Annotated in this window: 15 protein-coding genes and 2 pseudogenes; 5 read left to right on the plus strand and 12 right to left on the minus strand. The window is 62.2% G+C overall.

Going from position 1 to position 15958, the window contains the following annotated elements; all coding sequences use genetic code 11:
* The first annotated feature begins 90 nt into the window (after positions 1 to 90).
* Together entS and D7I37_RS16475 are read left to right on the plus strand one after the other, a co-directional pair.
* Positions 91 to 1374: an enterobactin transporter EntS gene (entS, locus tag D7I37_RS16470; protein WP_061798370.1), complete on the plus strand. Its 1284-nt coding sequence runs from the start codon at positions 91 to 93 to the stop codon at positions 1372 to 1374.
* A 150-nt stretch (positions 1375 to 1524) separates the two neighbouring features.
* Positions 1525 to 1737: a hypothetical protein gene (locus D7I37_RS16475; protein ID WP_061798371.1), complete on the plus strand. Its 213-nt coding sequence runs from the start codon at positions 1525 to 1527 to the stop codon at positions 1735 to 1737.
* Between the two features lie 63 nt (positions 1738 to 1800).
* On the opposite strand, the gene D7I37_RS16480 is transcribed toward D7I37_RS16475, so the two are convergent.
* From D7I37_RS16480 to D7I37_RS16495, 4 genes and pseudogenes are all read right to left on the minus strand, one after another.
* Positions 1801 to 2598, minus strand: coding sequence for a DNA/RNA non-specific endonuclease (locus tag D7I37_RS16480; protein ID WP_061798374.1), 798 nt, complete (start codon positions 2596 to 2598; stop codon positions 1801 to 1803).
* A 163-nt stretch (positions 2599 to 2761) separates the two neighbouring features.
* Positions 2762 to 4221 (minus strand): annotated as a pseudogene (locus tag D7I37_RS16485) (TrkH family potassium uptake protein).
* Between the two features lie 303 nt (positions 4222 to 4524).
* Entirely contained in the window at positions 4525 to 5124 is a 600-nt protein-coding gene (wrbA, locus tag D7I37_RS16490; protein ID WP_061798222.1) for an NAD(P)H:quinone oxidoreductase, read from the minus strand.
* A gap of 78 nt (positions 5125 to 5202) precedes the next feature.
* The gene (locus tag D7I37_RS16495; protein WP_095096902.1) at positions 5203 to 5820 is read right to left on the minus strand and encodes a LysE family translocator; all 618 of its coding nucleotides are present in this window, start codon (positions 5818 to 5820) and stop codon (positions 5203 to 5205) included.
* Between the two features lie 68 nt (positions 5821 to 5888).
* Between D7I37_RS16495 and D7I37_RS16500 the strand changes: the two genes are divergently transcribed.
* Positions 5889 to 6812, plus strand: coding sequence for a LysR family transcriptional regulator (locus D7I37_RS16500; RefSeq protein ID WP_129544011.1), 924 nt, complete (start codon positions 5889 to 5891; stop codon positions 6810 to 6812).
* 9 nt (positions 6813 to 6821) lie between these two features.
* On the opposite strand, the gene D7I37_RS16505 is transcribed toward D7I37_RS16500, so the two are convergent.
* A complete protein-coding gene (locus D7I37_RS16505; RefSeq protein ID WP_129544012.1) occupies positions 6822 to 7397 on the minus strand; it encodes a helix-turn-helix domain-containing protein in 576 nt (191 codons plus the stop codon).
* Positions 7398 to 7464: 67 nt separating this feature from the next.
* Here D7I37_RS16505 and D7I37_RS16510 point away from each other — a divergent pair, with 67 nt between their 5' ends.
* Complete coding sequence (locus tag D7I37_RS16510) at positions 7465 to 8382, plus strand: DMT family transporter (protein ID WP_061798229.1); 918 nt, start codon at positions 7465 to 7467, stop codon at positions 8380 to 8382.
* 27 nt (positions 8383 to 8409) lie between these two features.
* Here D7I37_RS16510 and rutG read toward each other — a convergent pair whose 3' ends face one another.
* The 6 genes and pseudogenes from rutG to rutA form a co-directional block, all read right to left on the minus strand.
* Positions 8410 to 9729 (minus strand): pyrimidine utilization transport protein G, encoded by a 1320-nt coding sequence (rutG, locus tag D7I37_RS16515; RefSeq protein WP_061798230.1) that lies wholly within the window; start codon positions 9727 to 9729, stop codon positions 8410 to 8412.
* Between the two features lie 33 nt (positions 9730 to 9762).
* Positions 9763 to 10299, minus strand: coding sequence for an NADH-dependent FMN reductase RutF (gene rutF, locus D7I37_RS16520; RefSeq protein WP_095096914.1), 537 nt, complete (start codon positions 10297 to 10299; stop codon positions 9763 to 9765).
* A gap of 20 nt (positions 10300 to 10319) precedes the next feature.
* The gene (gene rutD / locus D7I37_RS16525; RefSeq protein ID WP_061798234.1) at positions 10320 to 11105 is read right to left on the minus strand and encodes a pyrimidine utilization protein D; all 786 of its coding nucleotides are present in this window, start codon (positions 11103 to 11105) and stop codon (positions 10320 to 10322) included.
* A gap of 10 nt (positions 11106 to 11115) precedes the next feature.
* Positions 11116 to 11502, minus strand: coding sequence for a pyrimidine utilization protein C (rutC, locus tag D7I37_RS16530; protein ID WP_061798236.1), 387 nt, complete (start codon positions 11500 to 11502; stop codon positions 11116 to 11118).
* Positions 11498 to 12282, minus strand: a pseudogene (gene rutB, locus D7I37_RS16535) (pyrimidine utilization protein B); the annotation flags it as partial. The gene rutC and the pseudogene rutB, both read right to left, overlap by 5 nt.
* Complete coding sequence (gene rutA / locus D7I37_RS16540) at positions 12282 to 13382, minus strand: pyrimidine utilization protein A (RefSeq protein ID WP_061798240.1); 1101 nt, start codon at positions 13380 to 13382, stop codon at positions 12282 to 12284. The pseudogene rutB and the gene rutA, both read right to left, overlap by 1 nt.
* 331 nt (positions 13383 to 13713) lie before the next feature.
* On the opposite strand from rutA, the gene rutR reads away from it, so the two are divergent.
* On the plus strand, positions 13714 to 14352 hold the full coding sequence (gene rutR / locus D7I37_RS16545; protein ID WP_061798243.1) for an HTH-type transcriptional regulator RutR: 639 nt from the start codon (positions 13714 to 13716) through the stop codon (positions 14350 to 14352).
* A gap of 45 nt (positions 14353 to 14397) precedes the next feature.
* Here the strand turns inward: rutR and cycA are convergent, their stop codons facing one another.
* Complete coding sequence (gene cycA / locus D7I37_RS16550; protein WP_061798245.1) at positions 14398 to 15798, minus strand: D-serine/D-alanine/glycine transporter; 1401 nt, start codon at positions 15796 to 15798, stop codon at positions 14398 to 14400.
* Between the last annotated feature and the right edge of the window lie 160 nt (positions 15799 to 15958).

The raw sequence follows: 15958 nt of genomic DNA on the forward strand, positions 1-15958 counted from the left end.
CGGCGCAGCTCGCCGGGACCGTGAACCGCGTGCGGCGGCGCAGGAATGCGTCGCCGCACGCCCGTATTTTTGATGCAGTTTGGAATGAACATGGCTAAACCCTCAATCTTTGTAAACTTCGGCTTGCTGAAGCGTAATGCGAATTTTCGCGCCATTTTTATCGCGCGCCTGCTGTCGGTTTTGGCGCTGGGCATGCTGGCGGTGGGCGTGCCGGTGCAGATCCAGGCGATGACAGGCTCCACCCTGCAGGTGGGGATTGCGGTTGCGCTGGACGGCGCCGGCATGTTTGTCGGCCTGCTGTTGGGCGGCGTATTGGCCGATCGTCTGGATCGCCGCCGTTTGATCCTGTTCGCCCGCACCACCTGCGGCCTGGGCTTTGCCGCGCTCAGCTATAACGCGTTTCTGGCGGCCCCTTCGTTGGCGGCGCTGTATATTCTGGCGGTCTGGGACGGCTTCTTTGGCGCGCTGGGCATGACGGCGTTAATGGCGGCGATCCCGGCGTTGGTCGGCCGTGAAAATCTGGCGACCGCCGGGGCGCTGAGCATGTTGACGGTGCGTCTGGGCGCGATTGTTTCGCCTGCGGTGGGCGGCGTGGTGATCGTGGCTTACGGCGTCGAATGGAACTATGCGATTGCGGCGATCGGCACCCTGATTACCCTGATCCCGTTGTTCAGCCTGCCCGGCATGCGCCCGGAACCGCAAGAGCCGGAGCATCCTCTGCGTTCTCTGGCTACCGGCATTCACTTTGTCTTCAGCCATAAAATCGTCTGTTCGGTGGTGATCGTCGGCGCGCTGATCAGCGTGATAAGCGCGGTGCGCGTGCTGTTTCCGGCGCTGGCAGAAACGGCCTACCATGCCGGCCCGGCGGCCATCGGCCTGATGTATTCGGCGGTCCCGCTGGGCGCGATGATCGGCGCCTTCACCAGCGGGTGGGTGACGCATGTCGCCCGCCCGGGCATGCTGCTGTTGGGTTGCGCGATCGGCGCTTTTCTGGCGATTGCCGCGCTGGGCGTGGTCGGCTGGTTGCCGCTGGCCCTGATCGCGCTGGCCTGTTACGGCTATCTGAGCGCCATGGCTTCGCTGCTGCAATATACGCTGGTGCAAAGCCACACGCCGGATCGCCTGCTGGGGCGGGTTAACAGCGTGTGGACGACGCAGGACGTCACCGGCGATTCGATCGGCGCCCTGGGGCTCGGCGTGCTGGGGCGCATGTTGACGCCGGCGTTGAGCGTGCTGGCGTTTGGCGGCGTGGCGGCGCTGTGCGGGGTGGGCATCGCCTTGTGCGTCGGGCCGCTGCGTAAGGCGGTGATGGGCGCCCCATCGCTGCATGAGGAGCCAGAGCCGGCCGAAACGCCGCAGGCGACGTCCTCGTAAAACGCGTTCCGGGCGATGGGAGCCCGCCGCTTTTTTCGCATTTTGCGGGCGATAAGAGGGGCTCTCAGCGGAATATTTAGGGTATCATCGCCTGAGACAGGACGGACGCCGATCTTATCGTCTGCGCTTAACGCTTTCATGGAGATAGAGATGAACTGGTATCAAGTGGCACTGTGGACCATGATCTTTCTGAAGTCCGGTGCATTTTTGGTTTTCGTTTGGTGGTGGATGTTCAAACGTGCGACCAAGCCCTATGTTCGCCCGGAAGGGGTAGAGGTTGACGAAACGCCCTATGACGAAAAGCTGACCATGGATGAAGTCATGAAAAAACATGGGATCACCCGGGTAGAAAAACAGCCCTGATACGGCGCCTGTGCCATCTCGCCTACTGAATGACCCCGGCTTCGTTGAAACCGGGGTTTTTTATCAGTTCTTACAGCCCATCAGTTCCGGCAGCACGCCGGGCTTGCTTTTCAGCGAGGCCTGCACGTCTTCCGGCAGGCCGGCCCAAATGATCAGGCCGCTGCGTTTCTCGATTTCATCCACCGTCACGCGATACTGGCAGAAGTCGGCGTTCTTCGGCGTATCCTGATCGAACAGGAAGGCCGCATAGTGGTTCACCGCCGGGCTGTTGTTGATGAAAATCACCTTCCAGTAGGCGCTGGGAATGGTATGCGCCTTCTGGGTTCCCGGCAGTTTGCCCATATCGCGTTCGAACAGCGGACCGGTGACGGTATACACCGAGCTGACGTCGGCCCGCTCGATCAGCCTGCGTTCCTGATCCTCCAGCCGCGCCCAGGAGCCCTGGTTCAGGTCGGATTTCTGCGGCGTAATGTTGGACAGGTAATTCAGCGATTCCCAGTCGGACACGCCGGCCAGCGAGGCCAGCGGCGCCTGATGACCCCGGTCAACCTTCAGCGCCGCGTTGGCGCCGGTATAGTCCGCCGGCGCCAGGGTATCCGCCGGGTTGAGCGCCGGATCGGTTTTCCAGTTGCGGGTCTTGCCGCTGGCCGGGGTCTCCTTGGTGATGTGATAGGCCACCCAGTTGGCGAACTTGGTGGTGCTGTTGTTGTTCAGCGTGTAGGCATGGCGCACGAGGGACATATTGCTGCTGCCGCCGGTCGGGCACCCCACCGCGCAGTTGTCGATGGATTCGAGCGTTTCGGCTGAAGCCTGTGCGGCGAGCAGCAGGGTGGCCAGGGCTAACATCTTGTTTAAGCGCATATTCATATCCTCAATAAGTTTAAAAATACTGTATGTATTTACAGTAAATTGAACTTACCGCAGTGATGTGAATACAACAATGCAACACATTCATATTATTAATGTGTCGAGCTTGGCAGGGCGGGAGCGGCGCAGAAAAGCACCGATGGCGGCGCGCCGTCGGTCAAAAGCGCCAGAAAGCGCGCGAGCAGAGGATGAGCATGGGGTAGATCTCCAGGCGGCCAAGCAGCATCGCGGCGCACATCAGCCATTTGGCCGCATCGCTCAGCGTGCCGAATCCGGCGGCGGTTTCGCCATACCCCAGCCCCATGTTGTTGATGCAGGCGGCGACGGTGGCGAAAGCGGTGACCATGTCATAGCCCATCAGGTTAAGCAGCCAGATGAAAAGGCAGCTGAACAAGACATAGAGAAAGAAGAAACTCCATACCGAGCGCAACACCCGATCCTGGATCGGCGCGTTGCCGACCTTAATGGTGAAAATAGCGTTGGGGTGCACCAGCTGGTTGATTTCATGCCGGCTCTGCTTGTACATGATCAGAAAACGCAGTGCCTTGATGCCGCCGCAGGTCGAACCGACGCAGCCGCCGAAAAAACTGGCCGCCAACAACAGCATGATGGTGTGCGAGGGTATTTTGGCGTAGTCGGCGATGGCCAGGCCGTTGTCGGTCATCATCGAGCTGGTGAGGAAAAAACCGTGCACGAAGGCATCTTCCGCCCCGTACATGCCGGAGCGGTACAGCTCGATGCAGACGATAGCGACGATAATCGCCAGCACCAGCAGGAAGAAGCGCAGTTCTGGGTTGCGATACAAGGGTTTCAGGCTGCGGCGTCCGACAGCGACGAAATACAGGGTAAAATTAACCGCCGCCAGGATGGAGAAAATACCGCCGACCATTTCCACCGCCGCGCTGTCGAAATAGCCCAGACTTTCGTTGCGAGTGGAAAAGCCGCCCAGCGAAACGGTGGAGATCCCGTGACAGAGCGCGTCAAACCAGGGCATGCCGGCCAGTCGGAAGGCGAGCGTGCAGGCCAATCCCAGGCCAAGATAAATGAGCCACAGGTTTTTGGAGGTGTCGGCCAGCCGCGGCGTCAGGCGTTCTTCCTTGAATGGGCCGGGCATTTCCGACTGGTAGAGCTTTGCGCCGCCGATGCCCAGCAGCGGCAATACCGCTACCGCCAACACAATAACGCCGAGGCCGCCGATAAAATTGAGCTGGGAGCGATAATAGAGGAAGGACTTCGGCACGCCCGAGACATCGTTCAGTACCGAAGCGCCGGTGGTGGTGATGCCGGACACCCCTTCAAACATCGCGTCGGCGAGGCCGATATTCAACGTGTCGTCGATCCACAGCGGCAGGGCGCTGATGACGGAAAACAGCAGCCAAAACAGCACGATAATCAGAAATCCGTCCTGAGTGCGCAACTGTACTTTCGCTTGCCGGGTACTGAACCATCCCAGCGCACCGAAGGTGCCGGCGATCGCCAGCGTATAGAAAAAAGAAAACACGCTCTTTTCTTTATACAACAGCGCCACTGCCAGCGGGGGATCATTGAAAGGCTATAAAGAAGGACCAAAAAACTGCAAAGATGAATAACGACCAGAATCTGTTTGGTTTTAACCATGCTGTTGCCCGAATTGCCTGCCAATGATGAGTCAGTAATGTTAAGTGTATAAAGAATAAGGCAGGCGATATAAAAAAGGCGTAAAAATTGATATCGCCTGGCACTGTTGGCACGTTTTTTAACCGCTCAACAGAACGCCCGTCCTCGGGGCAAGCGCCGCTGAGTGACGGGCAGAACGAATTGGATCCCGCCCTTCAGGCAGTGAAGGGCGGGAGAGCGGCATTTTAACCCTGCGGCGGGTCGGCAACAAGATGGGGCCGGCGTATGCCCGGCCCCATTAGGCGGCTAACTGGCAGGAATAGCTTAACTTTTCAGCTTGGCGGTGATTTTTGCCACATGTTCGCCCTGATAACGGGCGATGGTCAGCTCTTCGGCGCTCGGCTGGCGCGAACCGTCGGCGCCGGCGATGGTGGTGGCGCCGTAGGGCGTGCCGCCGCGGGTATGAGAGACGTCAAACAGCTCCGGCGTGGCGTAGCCGATCGGCACGATGATAAAGCCGTGATGCGCCAGCGTGGTCCAGGTGGAGGTGATGGTGTGCTCCTGGCCGCCGCCGGTGCCGGTGGAAGAGAACACGCTGCCCACCTTGCCGTACAGCGCCCCCGAGGCCCACAGCCCGCCGGTTTGATCGAGGAAGGTGCGCATCTGCCCGGACATGTTGCCGAAGCGCGTCGGGGTGCCGAAAATGATGCCGTCGTAGTCGGCCAGCTCCTGCGGGGTGGCGATCGGCGCGGGCTGATCGCTTTTGCCGCCGGCCTTGGCGAACGCCTCCGCCGGCATGGTTTCCGGCACCCGCTTCACGCTGACCTCCACGCCGCTCACCCGGCGCGCGCCTTCGGCCACCGCCTGCGCCAGGGTTTCGATATGTCCGTACATTGAGTAATAAAGCACCAGGACCTTCGCCATGTTCCGTACTCCCGCTTGGATGATTAACAGAGATGCCTTGCTAAGCATAGAAGCGAATGGCGAACTTGGCCTGCCGCGTCATTTTATGCCGGCTATCGCCAGCAGCGCGCCGAAGGCGATCAATAGCCCGCCGAAGGCGCGGTCGATGCCGGTGCGCAGCCGCAGGAAACGGGCGTTGATCCCCGGCGCGGAGAACAGCAGCGCCACGGCGCTGAACCACAGCACGTGGGCTGCGGCGATAAACAGCCCATAGCCGATTTGCACCCCGAGCGAGGTATGCGGATCCACCACCTGCATAAACAGGCTGACGATGAAAATGGTGGTCTTGGGGTTCAGCACGTTGGTCAGGAAACCGGTTTTCAGCGCGGCGAAATCGCCGATCGCGGCTGCAGGGGCCTCTGCGGCGTCGGCGTGCCGGGCCGCGTTACGCAGCAGTTTGATGCCGAGATAAATCAAATAGGCGGCGCCGATCCCCTTGAGCAGGTTGAACAGCCATAACGATTGCTGGATCAGCACGCCGACGCCGACCAGCGTGTAGCTGACGTGAACCAGCACGCCGGCGCCGATGCCGCAGGCGGTCAGCATGCCGGCGCGGCGGGAAAGCAGCAGGCCGTTGCGCGACACCATCGCGAAGTCCGGGCCGGGGCTGATCACAGCGAGTAAAGTGATGGTGACGACGGCGATGAGTTCGGTCATAGTTATCCTATCGATAAATCAGCAGAGAGTGACTGATTTATAAGGGGTATCACCGAGGGTGACAAACGATGAAAACTGACGATATCGGTGAGAAAAACTCACGCAAGATCGATAGGCCGCTGTCGCTGGGCGGCCTGCGCTGCTTCGAAGCCGCCGCGCGGCTGGAAAGCTTCACCCAGGCGGCGCATAGTCTGAGCCTGACGCACGGCGCCGTCAGCCGCGCGGTGCGGGGGTTGGAACAGGAACTGGGCATTGCGCTGTTCGAGCGCCGCCACCGGCGGGTATACCTCACCGCGGCGGGGCGCCGGCTGTTTCAGGCGGCGCAGCAGGCGTTTGGCATCCTGCAGCACACGGCTCAAGAGCTGCGGCAACAGGCGCAGGACGCGCCGCTGGTATTGTCCTGCGAGCCGACGCTGCTGATGCGCTGGCTGATCCCGCGTCTGCCGGCCTTTCAACGGGCGCATCCGGATATCACTCTGCAGCTGGTGGCCGGCGGCGGGGCGTTTTCGTTTCACGACGGCATTACGGCGGCGATCAGGCGCAATGATTTTGACTGGGGCGATCAGACGCACAGCGTGGCGCTGTTCAACGAAAAAGTGGGACCGGTGTGCCAGCCGCAGGCGTTGCCGCGGGTGGTGTCTGCGGTTGGCGGTCTGCAGCGGCTGCGGGACGATGCCCTGCTGTTGCATGCCGCGACCCGGCCGGGCGCCTGGCGGCGCTGGGCGCAGCAACAGGGAGTCTCGCTGGAAGGCCATCCCGAGCAGCGCTTCGACCATTTCTATTTCAGTTTGCAGGCCGCGGCGGCGGGGCTCGGCGTGGCGATAGGTCCGTGGCAGCAGGTGCGGGACGACTTGGCCGCCGGGCTGCTGAGCGCCCCCTTCGGCTTCACGCCGGACGGCAGCGGCTACTATTTGCTGACGCGGCAGGCCATCGCGCCGGGCAGCGCGCTGGCCCGGCTGGCGGCATGGCTGCAGCTTGCGGCAGACGCCTGAACGTGAAAATCAAAAGGCGACGTTGCGGATGAAGCGCAGCGGCTGCTCGCCGCGGTTGGCGTAGGCGTATTTTTGGTCGCTGTTGAACACCTGGGTTTCACCGGCCGCCAGGGTCAGGGTTTGCCGCTCCAGCAACAGCGTCAGGGTGCCGGCGAGCACATAGATGATCTCGTTCCAGCCTTCGGCGTCCGGCACCGAGTCGTAATGTTCACCCGGCATCAGCGTCCATTCCCACAGCTCCACCCGTTGGTGCGCCGGCACGCTGGCGGCGAACAGCGCCTGGCTGGCCGGCTGCGCGCCTTGCCAGGCCAGCTCGCCGACCAGATGGCTGCCGCGCGCTTCCGGCGCCTGGATCAGGTCGGTGAACGAGGTGCCCAGCGCGGCGGCGAGCTTGTCCAACACCGCCAGGCTGACGTTGCGATCGCCGGCCTCGATCCCCGCCAGCATGCGGCGGCTGACGCCCGAAAGTTCGGCCAGCGCCATCTGGCTGAGACCCGCCTGCTGGCGGTAACCGCGCAGGTTGCTGCTCAGATATTGCAGCACCTTGGGCGGGTGGCTTTTCGCGTTGTGCGGCGTATTGCTCATAACAAGGCTTTGTCTCATACTGGCAGGATCTGTGCATTATATTGCACCCAGCAGGAAGGGCAAGCCGGTGTCAGCAGTAAAAAAATCCTTTATTTCCGCCGTTATTCCGCAGATTAGATTGCAGGAGGCGGTGTTGATCTTCATCACCATGATCTGGGGCGGAACCTTCCTGGCGGTGCAGCATGCGATGCAGGTCAGCGGGCCATTCTTTTTCGTCGGGCTGCGTTTCGCCACCGCCACGCTGGTGCTGACGCTGTTTTCCCTGCGGGCGCTGCGCGGCCTGACCTGGTACGAACTGAAGGCCGGCATGCTGATCGGCGTGTCGATCATGTTCGGCTACGGGTTGCAAACCGTCGGGCTGCAAACCATCAGCAGCAGCCAGTCGGCGTTTATCACCGCCCTGTACGTGCCGATTGTCCCGTTGCTGCAGTGGCTGGTGTTGGGGCGGTTCCCCGGCATCATGTCCTGGATCGGTATTTTACTGGCCTTCACCGGGCTGATGCTGCTGGCGGCGCCGAGCAGCGCCGACATGACGCTGAGCATCGGCGAGATCCTGACGCTGGTCGGCACCCTGGGCATGGCCGCGGAGATAGTCCTGATCGGCGCCTACGCCGGCAAGGTGAATATCCGCCGGGTAACCATCGTACAGCTGGCGACCGCTTCGCTGGCCTCGTTCCTGATGATGGCGCCGACCGGTGAATCGGCGCCGCCGTATTCGGACTATCTGTTGTACAGCGCCATCGGTCTGGGGCTCGCCAGCGCGATGATCCAGCTGACCATGAACTGGGCGCAGCGCAGCATGTCGCCGACGCGCGCAACGGTGATTTATGCCGGTGAACCGGTATGGGCCGGGGTGGTGGGGCGCATCGCCGGGGAACGTCTGCCGGGCGTCGCGCTGTTGGGCGGGGCGATGATCGTGATCGGGGTGCTGGTGAGCGAGCTGCGCCTGCGCCGCAAGGGAAAGCCCGCCGCAGTGGCGGAATAGGGCCCGGCGTACCGGGCCGCACCGGTTTCAGGGCGCTTGCTTCTCCGCCAGCGGTAAAATCCTGCGGTTGCGCAGCAGCGCATTGAGGAAGATGGCGCCGAAGGTTGCGGTGCCGATGCCGCCCATCGTGAAGCTGCCGAGCGACAGCGCGAAATCGCCGGCGCCCAGCACCAGGGTGACCGCCACCATAATCAGATTGCCGTTGTCCGCCAGATCCACCTTGTTTTGCACCCAGATGCGCGCGCCGGCGACGGCGATCAGGCCGAACACCACCACCGACGCGCCGCCGAGCACCGGCCCGGGGATGGTGTGGATCAACGCGCCGAACTTCGGCGAAAAGCCCAGGGCGATGGCCACCGCCGCAGCGGCGACGAACACCAGCGTGGAGTACACCTTGGTGACCGCCATTACGCCGATATTCTCGGCATAGGTGGTGACGCCGGTTCCGCCCGCCGATCCGGACAGCATGGTCGCCAGCCCGTCGCCGACGAAGGCGCGGCCGATATAACGATCGAGATTCTGGCCGGTCATGCTGGCCACCGCCTTGACGTGGCCGAGATTTTCCGCCACCAGAATGATCGCCACCGGGGCGATCAAGAGCATGGCGTGCAGGTTGAACACCGGCGCGGTGAACTGCGGCAGGCCGAACCAGGCCGCCTGGCTCAACGCGCGGTAATCCACCGGTTTGCCCAGCCCGAGGCCGTTGGTCGCCGCCACATAAATCAGGTAGGCGGCGATCAACCCGGCCAGCAGCAACAGCCGCTGCATCAGGCCGCGGGTAAACACCGCTACCGTGCCGATGCACAGGATGGTCACCACCGCCATCCAGCTGTCGAATGCGGTGGCGGAAACGCTGCGCACCGCAATCGGCGCCAGATTGAGCCCGATGGCCATCACCACCGCGCCGGTGACCACCGGCGGCATCAGCCGCTCGATCCAGCGGGTGCCGATCCTCATCACCACCAGGCCAATCAACAGATACGCCATGCCGCAGGCGATAATGCCGCCCAGCGCCAGCGCGATGTTGGGGTTGGCGCCCTGGCCGCCGTAGCCGGTCAGGGCGATCACCAATCCGACGAAGGCGGCGCTGGATCCGAGGTAGCTCGGCACCCGGCCGCCCACCACCAGAAAGAACAGCAGGGTACCGATGCCGGACATCAATATCGCCAGGTTGGCGTCGAACCCCATCAGCAACGGCATCAGCACGGTGGCGCCAAACATCGCCACCGCGTGCTGCAACCCCATGATCAGGGTCTGACCCAGCGGCAGCCGCTCATCGGGGGCGACTACCGCGCCGTCCAGGCTGCCTTGTTTGATGCGCCATTGGGGAAACCAGGTATTCGCCATCGTCATCTCCAGAGTGTGGGGGAACGTCGAACGTTACTGCGCGGCCGCCCGCGGGAGCGGGTGGTAGCGGCGATCGAAATAGGCCAGGCCGTGGCCGTCTTCGCTGCACGTCAGCGCAACCACCCGACAGAACAGAATGTCATGGGTGCCGACGCTGACGATTTGCTCGATCCGGCAGTCGAACGAGGCCAGCGCGCCATGCAGCAGCGGCGCGCCGGTGGCCAGCGTTGACCAGCGAGCGGCGGAAAAGCGCAGCTCCATCGGCGTTTTGCCGCCGAACAGGTTGGACAGCGACTCATGTTCGGCCGCCAGCGTATTGACGCACAGCGCCTGATTTTGCTTGAACGCCGCGTACACCGACGCGGCGCGGTTCAGACACACCAGCAGCGTCGGCGGTGAGTCGGTCACGCTGCAAACCGCCGAAGCGGTAAATCCGGCGCGGCCGGCGGGGCCGTCGGTGGTGATGATGTTCACCGCCGAGCCCAGGCGGGCCATGGCGTCGCGAAACTCCTGTTTTTCCACCTGCGGCGGCCGCGACGGCGCGCCGGAGATCAAAGGGGTGCCAGGCATAATAAGATGTCTCCTGTGGCCTAAATCCGTCGCGGCTGCAACAGCCAGTCGAGCAGGATGCGGTTAAAGTTTTCCGGGTCGGTGACGCTCATCGCATGGCCGCCATAGCTCATCTGCGCCAGTTCGCCGTTCGGCAGCAGGTCCGCCAACGTGCGGGAGCAGTGATGGGGCACCAGCAGGTCGTCGCGCGAGCACAGCGCCAGCGTCGGCGTGGCGATGTCCGCCAGGTGGGGGCGAAAGTCGGCATTCATCAGCGCCTGCAGGCGCCGCAGCAGATTCTCCGTGCCCTGAAAGTGCGCCACCTGATGCGCCAGCTCCTCCGCCAGCAGCGCGTCATGGCGGGAAAGCCAGTCGGCGGGGAACAGAAACAGCGGCTGGGCGCGCACGTAGGCCGCGACGCCGCTGTTGAGCAACAAATCCTGCCGAACGCTGAAGCAGCGCCGGGTCTGGCTGTCCAGCGCCGGCCAGCCGTTGACCACCGCCAGTTTTTCCACCCGTTGCGGGTGGCTGAGCGCCAGCTGCAGACCGATCATGCCGCCGAGCGCATGGCCAACGAAATGGCAGCGTTCAATATCGAGCGAATTCAGCAGCTGCAGCACCTCCTCCGCCATATCGGCCATGCTGTAGCCGTCCGGCAGGCTCGCCGGGCTGCGGGCGGTGCCGCGGTGGTCGTACGCCACCACGCGAAAATGCTCTCCCAGCGCGGCGAGCTGCGGCTGCCAGAAACTGCCGGCGCCGCCGAGGCCGGCGGAGAGCACCAGCGTAGGCGCCAGCGGGGTGTCTTTTCCCGTAATTTCAAAATACATCGAGGGTTCCTCAGCGTCCGATATGGGCAATGGTGGCGATTTCTATCAGTGCGTCCGGCTTGACCAGCCCGCACTGAATGCAGTAGCGCGCCGGTTTGTCGCCGGGGAAATACTCCGCATAGACCTGATTGACGGCGGCGTAGTTTTGCCAGTCGGTCAGGAATATCGAATTGAAGGTGACGTCGTCCATCGTGCCGCCGGCGGTTTCGATCACGCGCTTGATGGTCTCCAGCACGTGGCGGGTTTGCGCCGCGGCGTCGCCGACGTGCAGCACGTTATTGTGCCGGTCGAACGCCAGCGTGCCCGAGACGTAAACCACGCCGTCGGCCAGCGTGCCGGGAACGAAGGGGGCCAGCGGCGTGCCGCTGCCCGGCGGCGTAATGGGTGTTTTTGGCATAGCGTTGCTCCTGATGCAGGCTGAAGGTCGCGGTTACGCCGACTGGCGGAGCGGGGCGCTCAACGCCTCGCAGAAGCTGTCGACGTCCGATACCCAGCCGAAGAAGGTTTCGATGTTGTACAGCGCCGCCTGCTGAGCGAACGCCGGCCCGGCCTGATGCGTGGCGTCCGCCAGCACGACGCCGAAATATTCGAGGAAAAAGCCGTCGCGCAGCGTGGATTCGACGCAGACGTTGGTGGCGATGCCGGTAAACACCAGGTGGTGAATGCCGTAGGAGCGCAGCAGGCTGTCGAGCTGGGTGTTGAAGAAGCCGCTGTAACGCGGTTTCGGCAGCACGATGTCGCCCGGCTGCGGCTGCAGTTCATCCACCAGGGCGTAGTCCCACTCCCCCTTGGCCAGCAGCTTGCCCAGCAGCTCCGGGCGCCGGCGCATGGTTTTCAGCGCGTTGGATTTATGCCAGTTGGGCGAACCCGGCCCGCCGGCCTCGAGGTACCGATTGTCCCAGCCGTTCTGGAAAAAGATCACCCGGATGCCGGCGGCGCGCGCGGCGGCGATGGCGCGCTTGATATTGGCGATCACCGGCGCGGTGGCCGAAACGTCGAAGCCGGCCAGATCGAGATAGCCGCCCTGCGAGGCATAGGCATTTTGCATGTCGACCACGATCAGCGCCGTTTCCTGCGGCGAAAACGCAATGGCCTCCGGACGGGCGGGTAGGGTGACTGCCGGGCCGGCGTCCGGCGAACCGCGATGAACCACCGGCTGACTATTCGTGCGTTCCATCAGGCCACCTCGCGTTTTTCGGCGGTCTGCGGGCAGACGTCGGCGCGGCTTTTCATCAGCGGCTGGATGCGTTCGCCAAAGTCGGCCACCCCTTTGATAAAGTCATCGAAGGTCAGCAACACGCCTTCGGTGCCGGGCACGGCGGCGATTTCATCCATCATGCGCGCCACGCTGGCGTAAGAGCCGACCAGCGTGCCCATATTGATGTTCACCGCCGAGGTCGGATCGGCCATCTGGCGCACGTTGGCGTCGGCGCCGGAGCGGGTGTCCTTGCCGCTTTGCTCGGTCAGCCAGGCCAGCGCTTCGGTATCGGCGCCCGCCTTGTAGCTTTCCCATTTGGCGCGGGCGGCTTCGTCGGTTTCGTCGGCGATGATCATGAACAGCACGTAACAGGCGACGCTGCGGCCCGCGGCGTCGGCGGCGGTTTTCAGCCGTGCGGCGGTCGGCGCGAAGGCGGCCGGCGTGTTGACGCCCTTGCCGAAGCAGAAGTTGTAGTCGGCGTATTTGGCCGAGAACGCCATGCCGGCATCGCTTTGACCGGCGCAGATCACCTTGATGTCCGCCTGCGGCTGCGGGCTGACGCGGCAGTCGTCCATCTGGAAGAACTCGCCCTTGAAGTCGGATTTTCCGCTGCCCCACAGGTCGCGCAGCACCCTGACATACTCCGCCAAATAGTCGTAACGGCGGCTGAAGTAATCATCGCCCGGCCACATGCCCATCTGCTCGTATTCCGGCTTTTGCCAGCCGGTCACCACGTTCAGACCGAAGCGCCCGTTGGAAATGGAGTCGATAGTGGACGCCATGCGCGCGACTATCGCCGGCGGCATGGTCAGCGTGGCGGCGGTGGCGTAGATCTTGATCCTGGTGGTGACCGCCGCCAGCCCGGCCATCAGAGTGAACGACTCCAGATTGTGGTCCCAGAATTCGGTTTTGCCGCCGAAGCCGCGCAGCTTGATCATCGACAGGGCGAAGTCGAAGTTATAGCGTTCCGCCTGCTGCACGATGGTCTTGTTCAATTCGAACGTCGGTTGGTACTGCGGCGCGGCGCTGGAAATCAGCCAGCCGTTGTTGCCGATCGGGATAAATACGCCAATTTTCATGTAAACACCTCGGTCTGCTAAGGGACGGTTTCAGGCGCTGCTTGAGTGCTTCCTGCGGGTTCCGAATTGCGCGGCGCTGAAGAGGTTTTGCAAACCCGGTGCCAGTTTTTAAAACGGGTTATTTATCAGTTTGTTGTCTGTGGTTTGCGGTTTCCGGTCGGAGCGAATGGTCCAAAACAGACCATTTGGTCAAAAATAACTGCACGATAAACAGGCGGCCTTGCTCGTAAAAGGTGCAGGTTATCCCCTGAAGGAGGTAGGCAAAAGCGTGGGTTTCACCCGAAGGCTTTGCTATGCTGGCTGCCGAGTTCGCTAACCCCAGGGAGCCGCAGTGAAGTCACCCACCGTCAAACCGTCTACGCGCCGTTCACGCGCGGTGGCCGCCAAACGCAGCACCATCATGGATGCGGCGCTGGAGTTTTTCTCGCTGTACGGCATTCATGGCACCAGCCTCGATCAGGTGGCGGAGCGCGCCGACGTCTCCAAAACCAATCTGCTGTACTACTTCCCGTCGAAAGAGGATCTGTACGTTGCGGTCCTGAAAGGCATTCTTGACGTCTGGCTGGCGCCGCTGAAGGCGCTGCGCGCCGATCAGGAGCCGCTGCAGGCGATCCGCGATTACATTCGCCTGAAGCTGGAGGTTTCGCGCCATCATCCGCAGGCTTCGCGGTTGTTTTGCCTGGAAATGATCCAGGGGGCGCCGCTGCTGAAGCGCGAGCTGGAAGGGGGGCTGAAGACGCTGGTGGACGAAAAGTCGGCGATGATCGAACGCTGGGTGGCCGCAGGCCACATTGCGGCGGTGGAGCCGCACCATCTGATTTTCATGTTGTGGGCCACCACCCAGCACTACGCGGATTTTTGGGTGCAGGTGGAAGCGGTGACCGGCAAGACGCTGGACGACGACGCCTTTTTCCGGCAAACGGTAGAGAATGTGCAGCGGGTGATTATCGATGGGATCCGGCCGCGCTGAGCCGCCGGAGAAGCCTGGGGACGGGTTGCCCGTCCCCTTGCCACATCAAGCGGTTTTCTTCTTGCGCAGGAACAGGTAGGACAGGCCGAGCACCACAAACCACAGCGGCGTGACGATCAGCGCCTGGCGGGTATCTTCGCGCAGCGTCAGCAGCACCAGCACGAAGGCGAAGAACGCCATGCACACCCAGCACATCAGCTTGCCGGCCGGCATCTTGTAGATCGATTTCCGGTGCAGCGCCGGGCGCTGTTTACGGTAAACCAGATACGAACACAGGATGATGGTCCAGACGAACATGAACAGGATCGCCGATACGGTGGTGACCAGGGTAAATACCGTCATGACGTTCGGGATCAGGTAAATCAGCACCACGCCGCCCAACAGGCAGATGCAGGAGAAGGTCAGGCCGTTGGCCGGCACCGCGCGCTTTGACAAGTTGGCGAACGATTTTGGCGCGTCGCCTTCCTGCGCCAGGCCGAACAGCATGCGGCTGGTGGAGAACACCCCGCTGTTGGCGGAAGAGGCGGCCGAGGTCAGCACCACGAAGTTGATGACGCTGGCCGCGGCCGGCAGGCCGATCAGCACGAACAGCTCGACGAACGGGCTTTTGTCAGCGACGACCGAGCTCCAGGGCGTGACCGACATGATAACGATCAGCGCGAACACGTAAAACATGATGATGCGCAGCGGGATGGAATTGATGGCGCGCGGCAGCACTTTTTCCGGATCTTTGGTTTCCGCCGCGGTAGTGCCCACCAGCTCGATGCCGACGAAGGCGAACACCGCAATCTGGAAGCCGGCGAAGAAGCCGCTGATGCCTTTCGGGAACATGCCGCCGTCATTCCACAGGTGCGAGAATGAGGCCACGCTGCCCGACGGGGACTGGAACTGCATGGCGATCATCACCAGCCCGGCGACGATCAGCCCGACGATGGCGACGATCTTGATCATCGCGAACCAGAATTCCATCTCGCCGAACATCTTCACCGTCGCCAGGTTCAGACCGAGCAACAACAGCACGCACAACAGCGAGGCGATCCATTGCGACAGCCCGGGGAACCAGAATTGGGCGTAGGCGGTGATCGCCACCACGTCGGCGATGCCGGTCACCACCCAGCAAAACCAATAGGTCCAGCCGGTGAAGAAGCCGGCCCAGGGGCCGAGCAGGTCCGCCGCGAAGTCGCTGAAGGATTTGTATTCCAGGTTGGACAGCAGCAGCTCGCCCATGGCGCGCATCACGAAGAACAGCATAAAGCCGATGATCATGTACACGAAGATGATGGAAGGACCGGCCAGGCTGATGGTTTTTCCTGAACCCATAAACAGACCCGTACCGATGGCACCGCCGATGGCGATCAGTTGAATATGTCGGTTGGTTAGGTTTCGCCGTAGATGATCTTCTGATGCGGGCGTCGCATCCGTCGCTATTTTAGAGTGATCTACCATCTGATGATGTCCTGTTTTACCTGTCATTGGTGAAATAGTGAGCTCTGAAGTGGCTCTTTTTTATACGTTTATCCGGTTGGTCCGGTTTCAGTAAGGTAGTGCAATAACGCCACCTTTGTGCAACATGTTTACAACATTTATGCGAGGGATAAAAGTCGAT

Source organism: Serratia sp. 1D1416, assembly GCF_003641105.1.
Taxonomy (GTDB): Bacteria; Pseudomonadota; Gammaproteobacteria; order Enterobacterales; family Enterobacteriaceae; genus Serratia; species Serratia ficaria.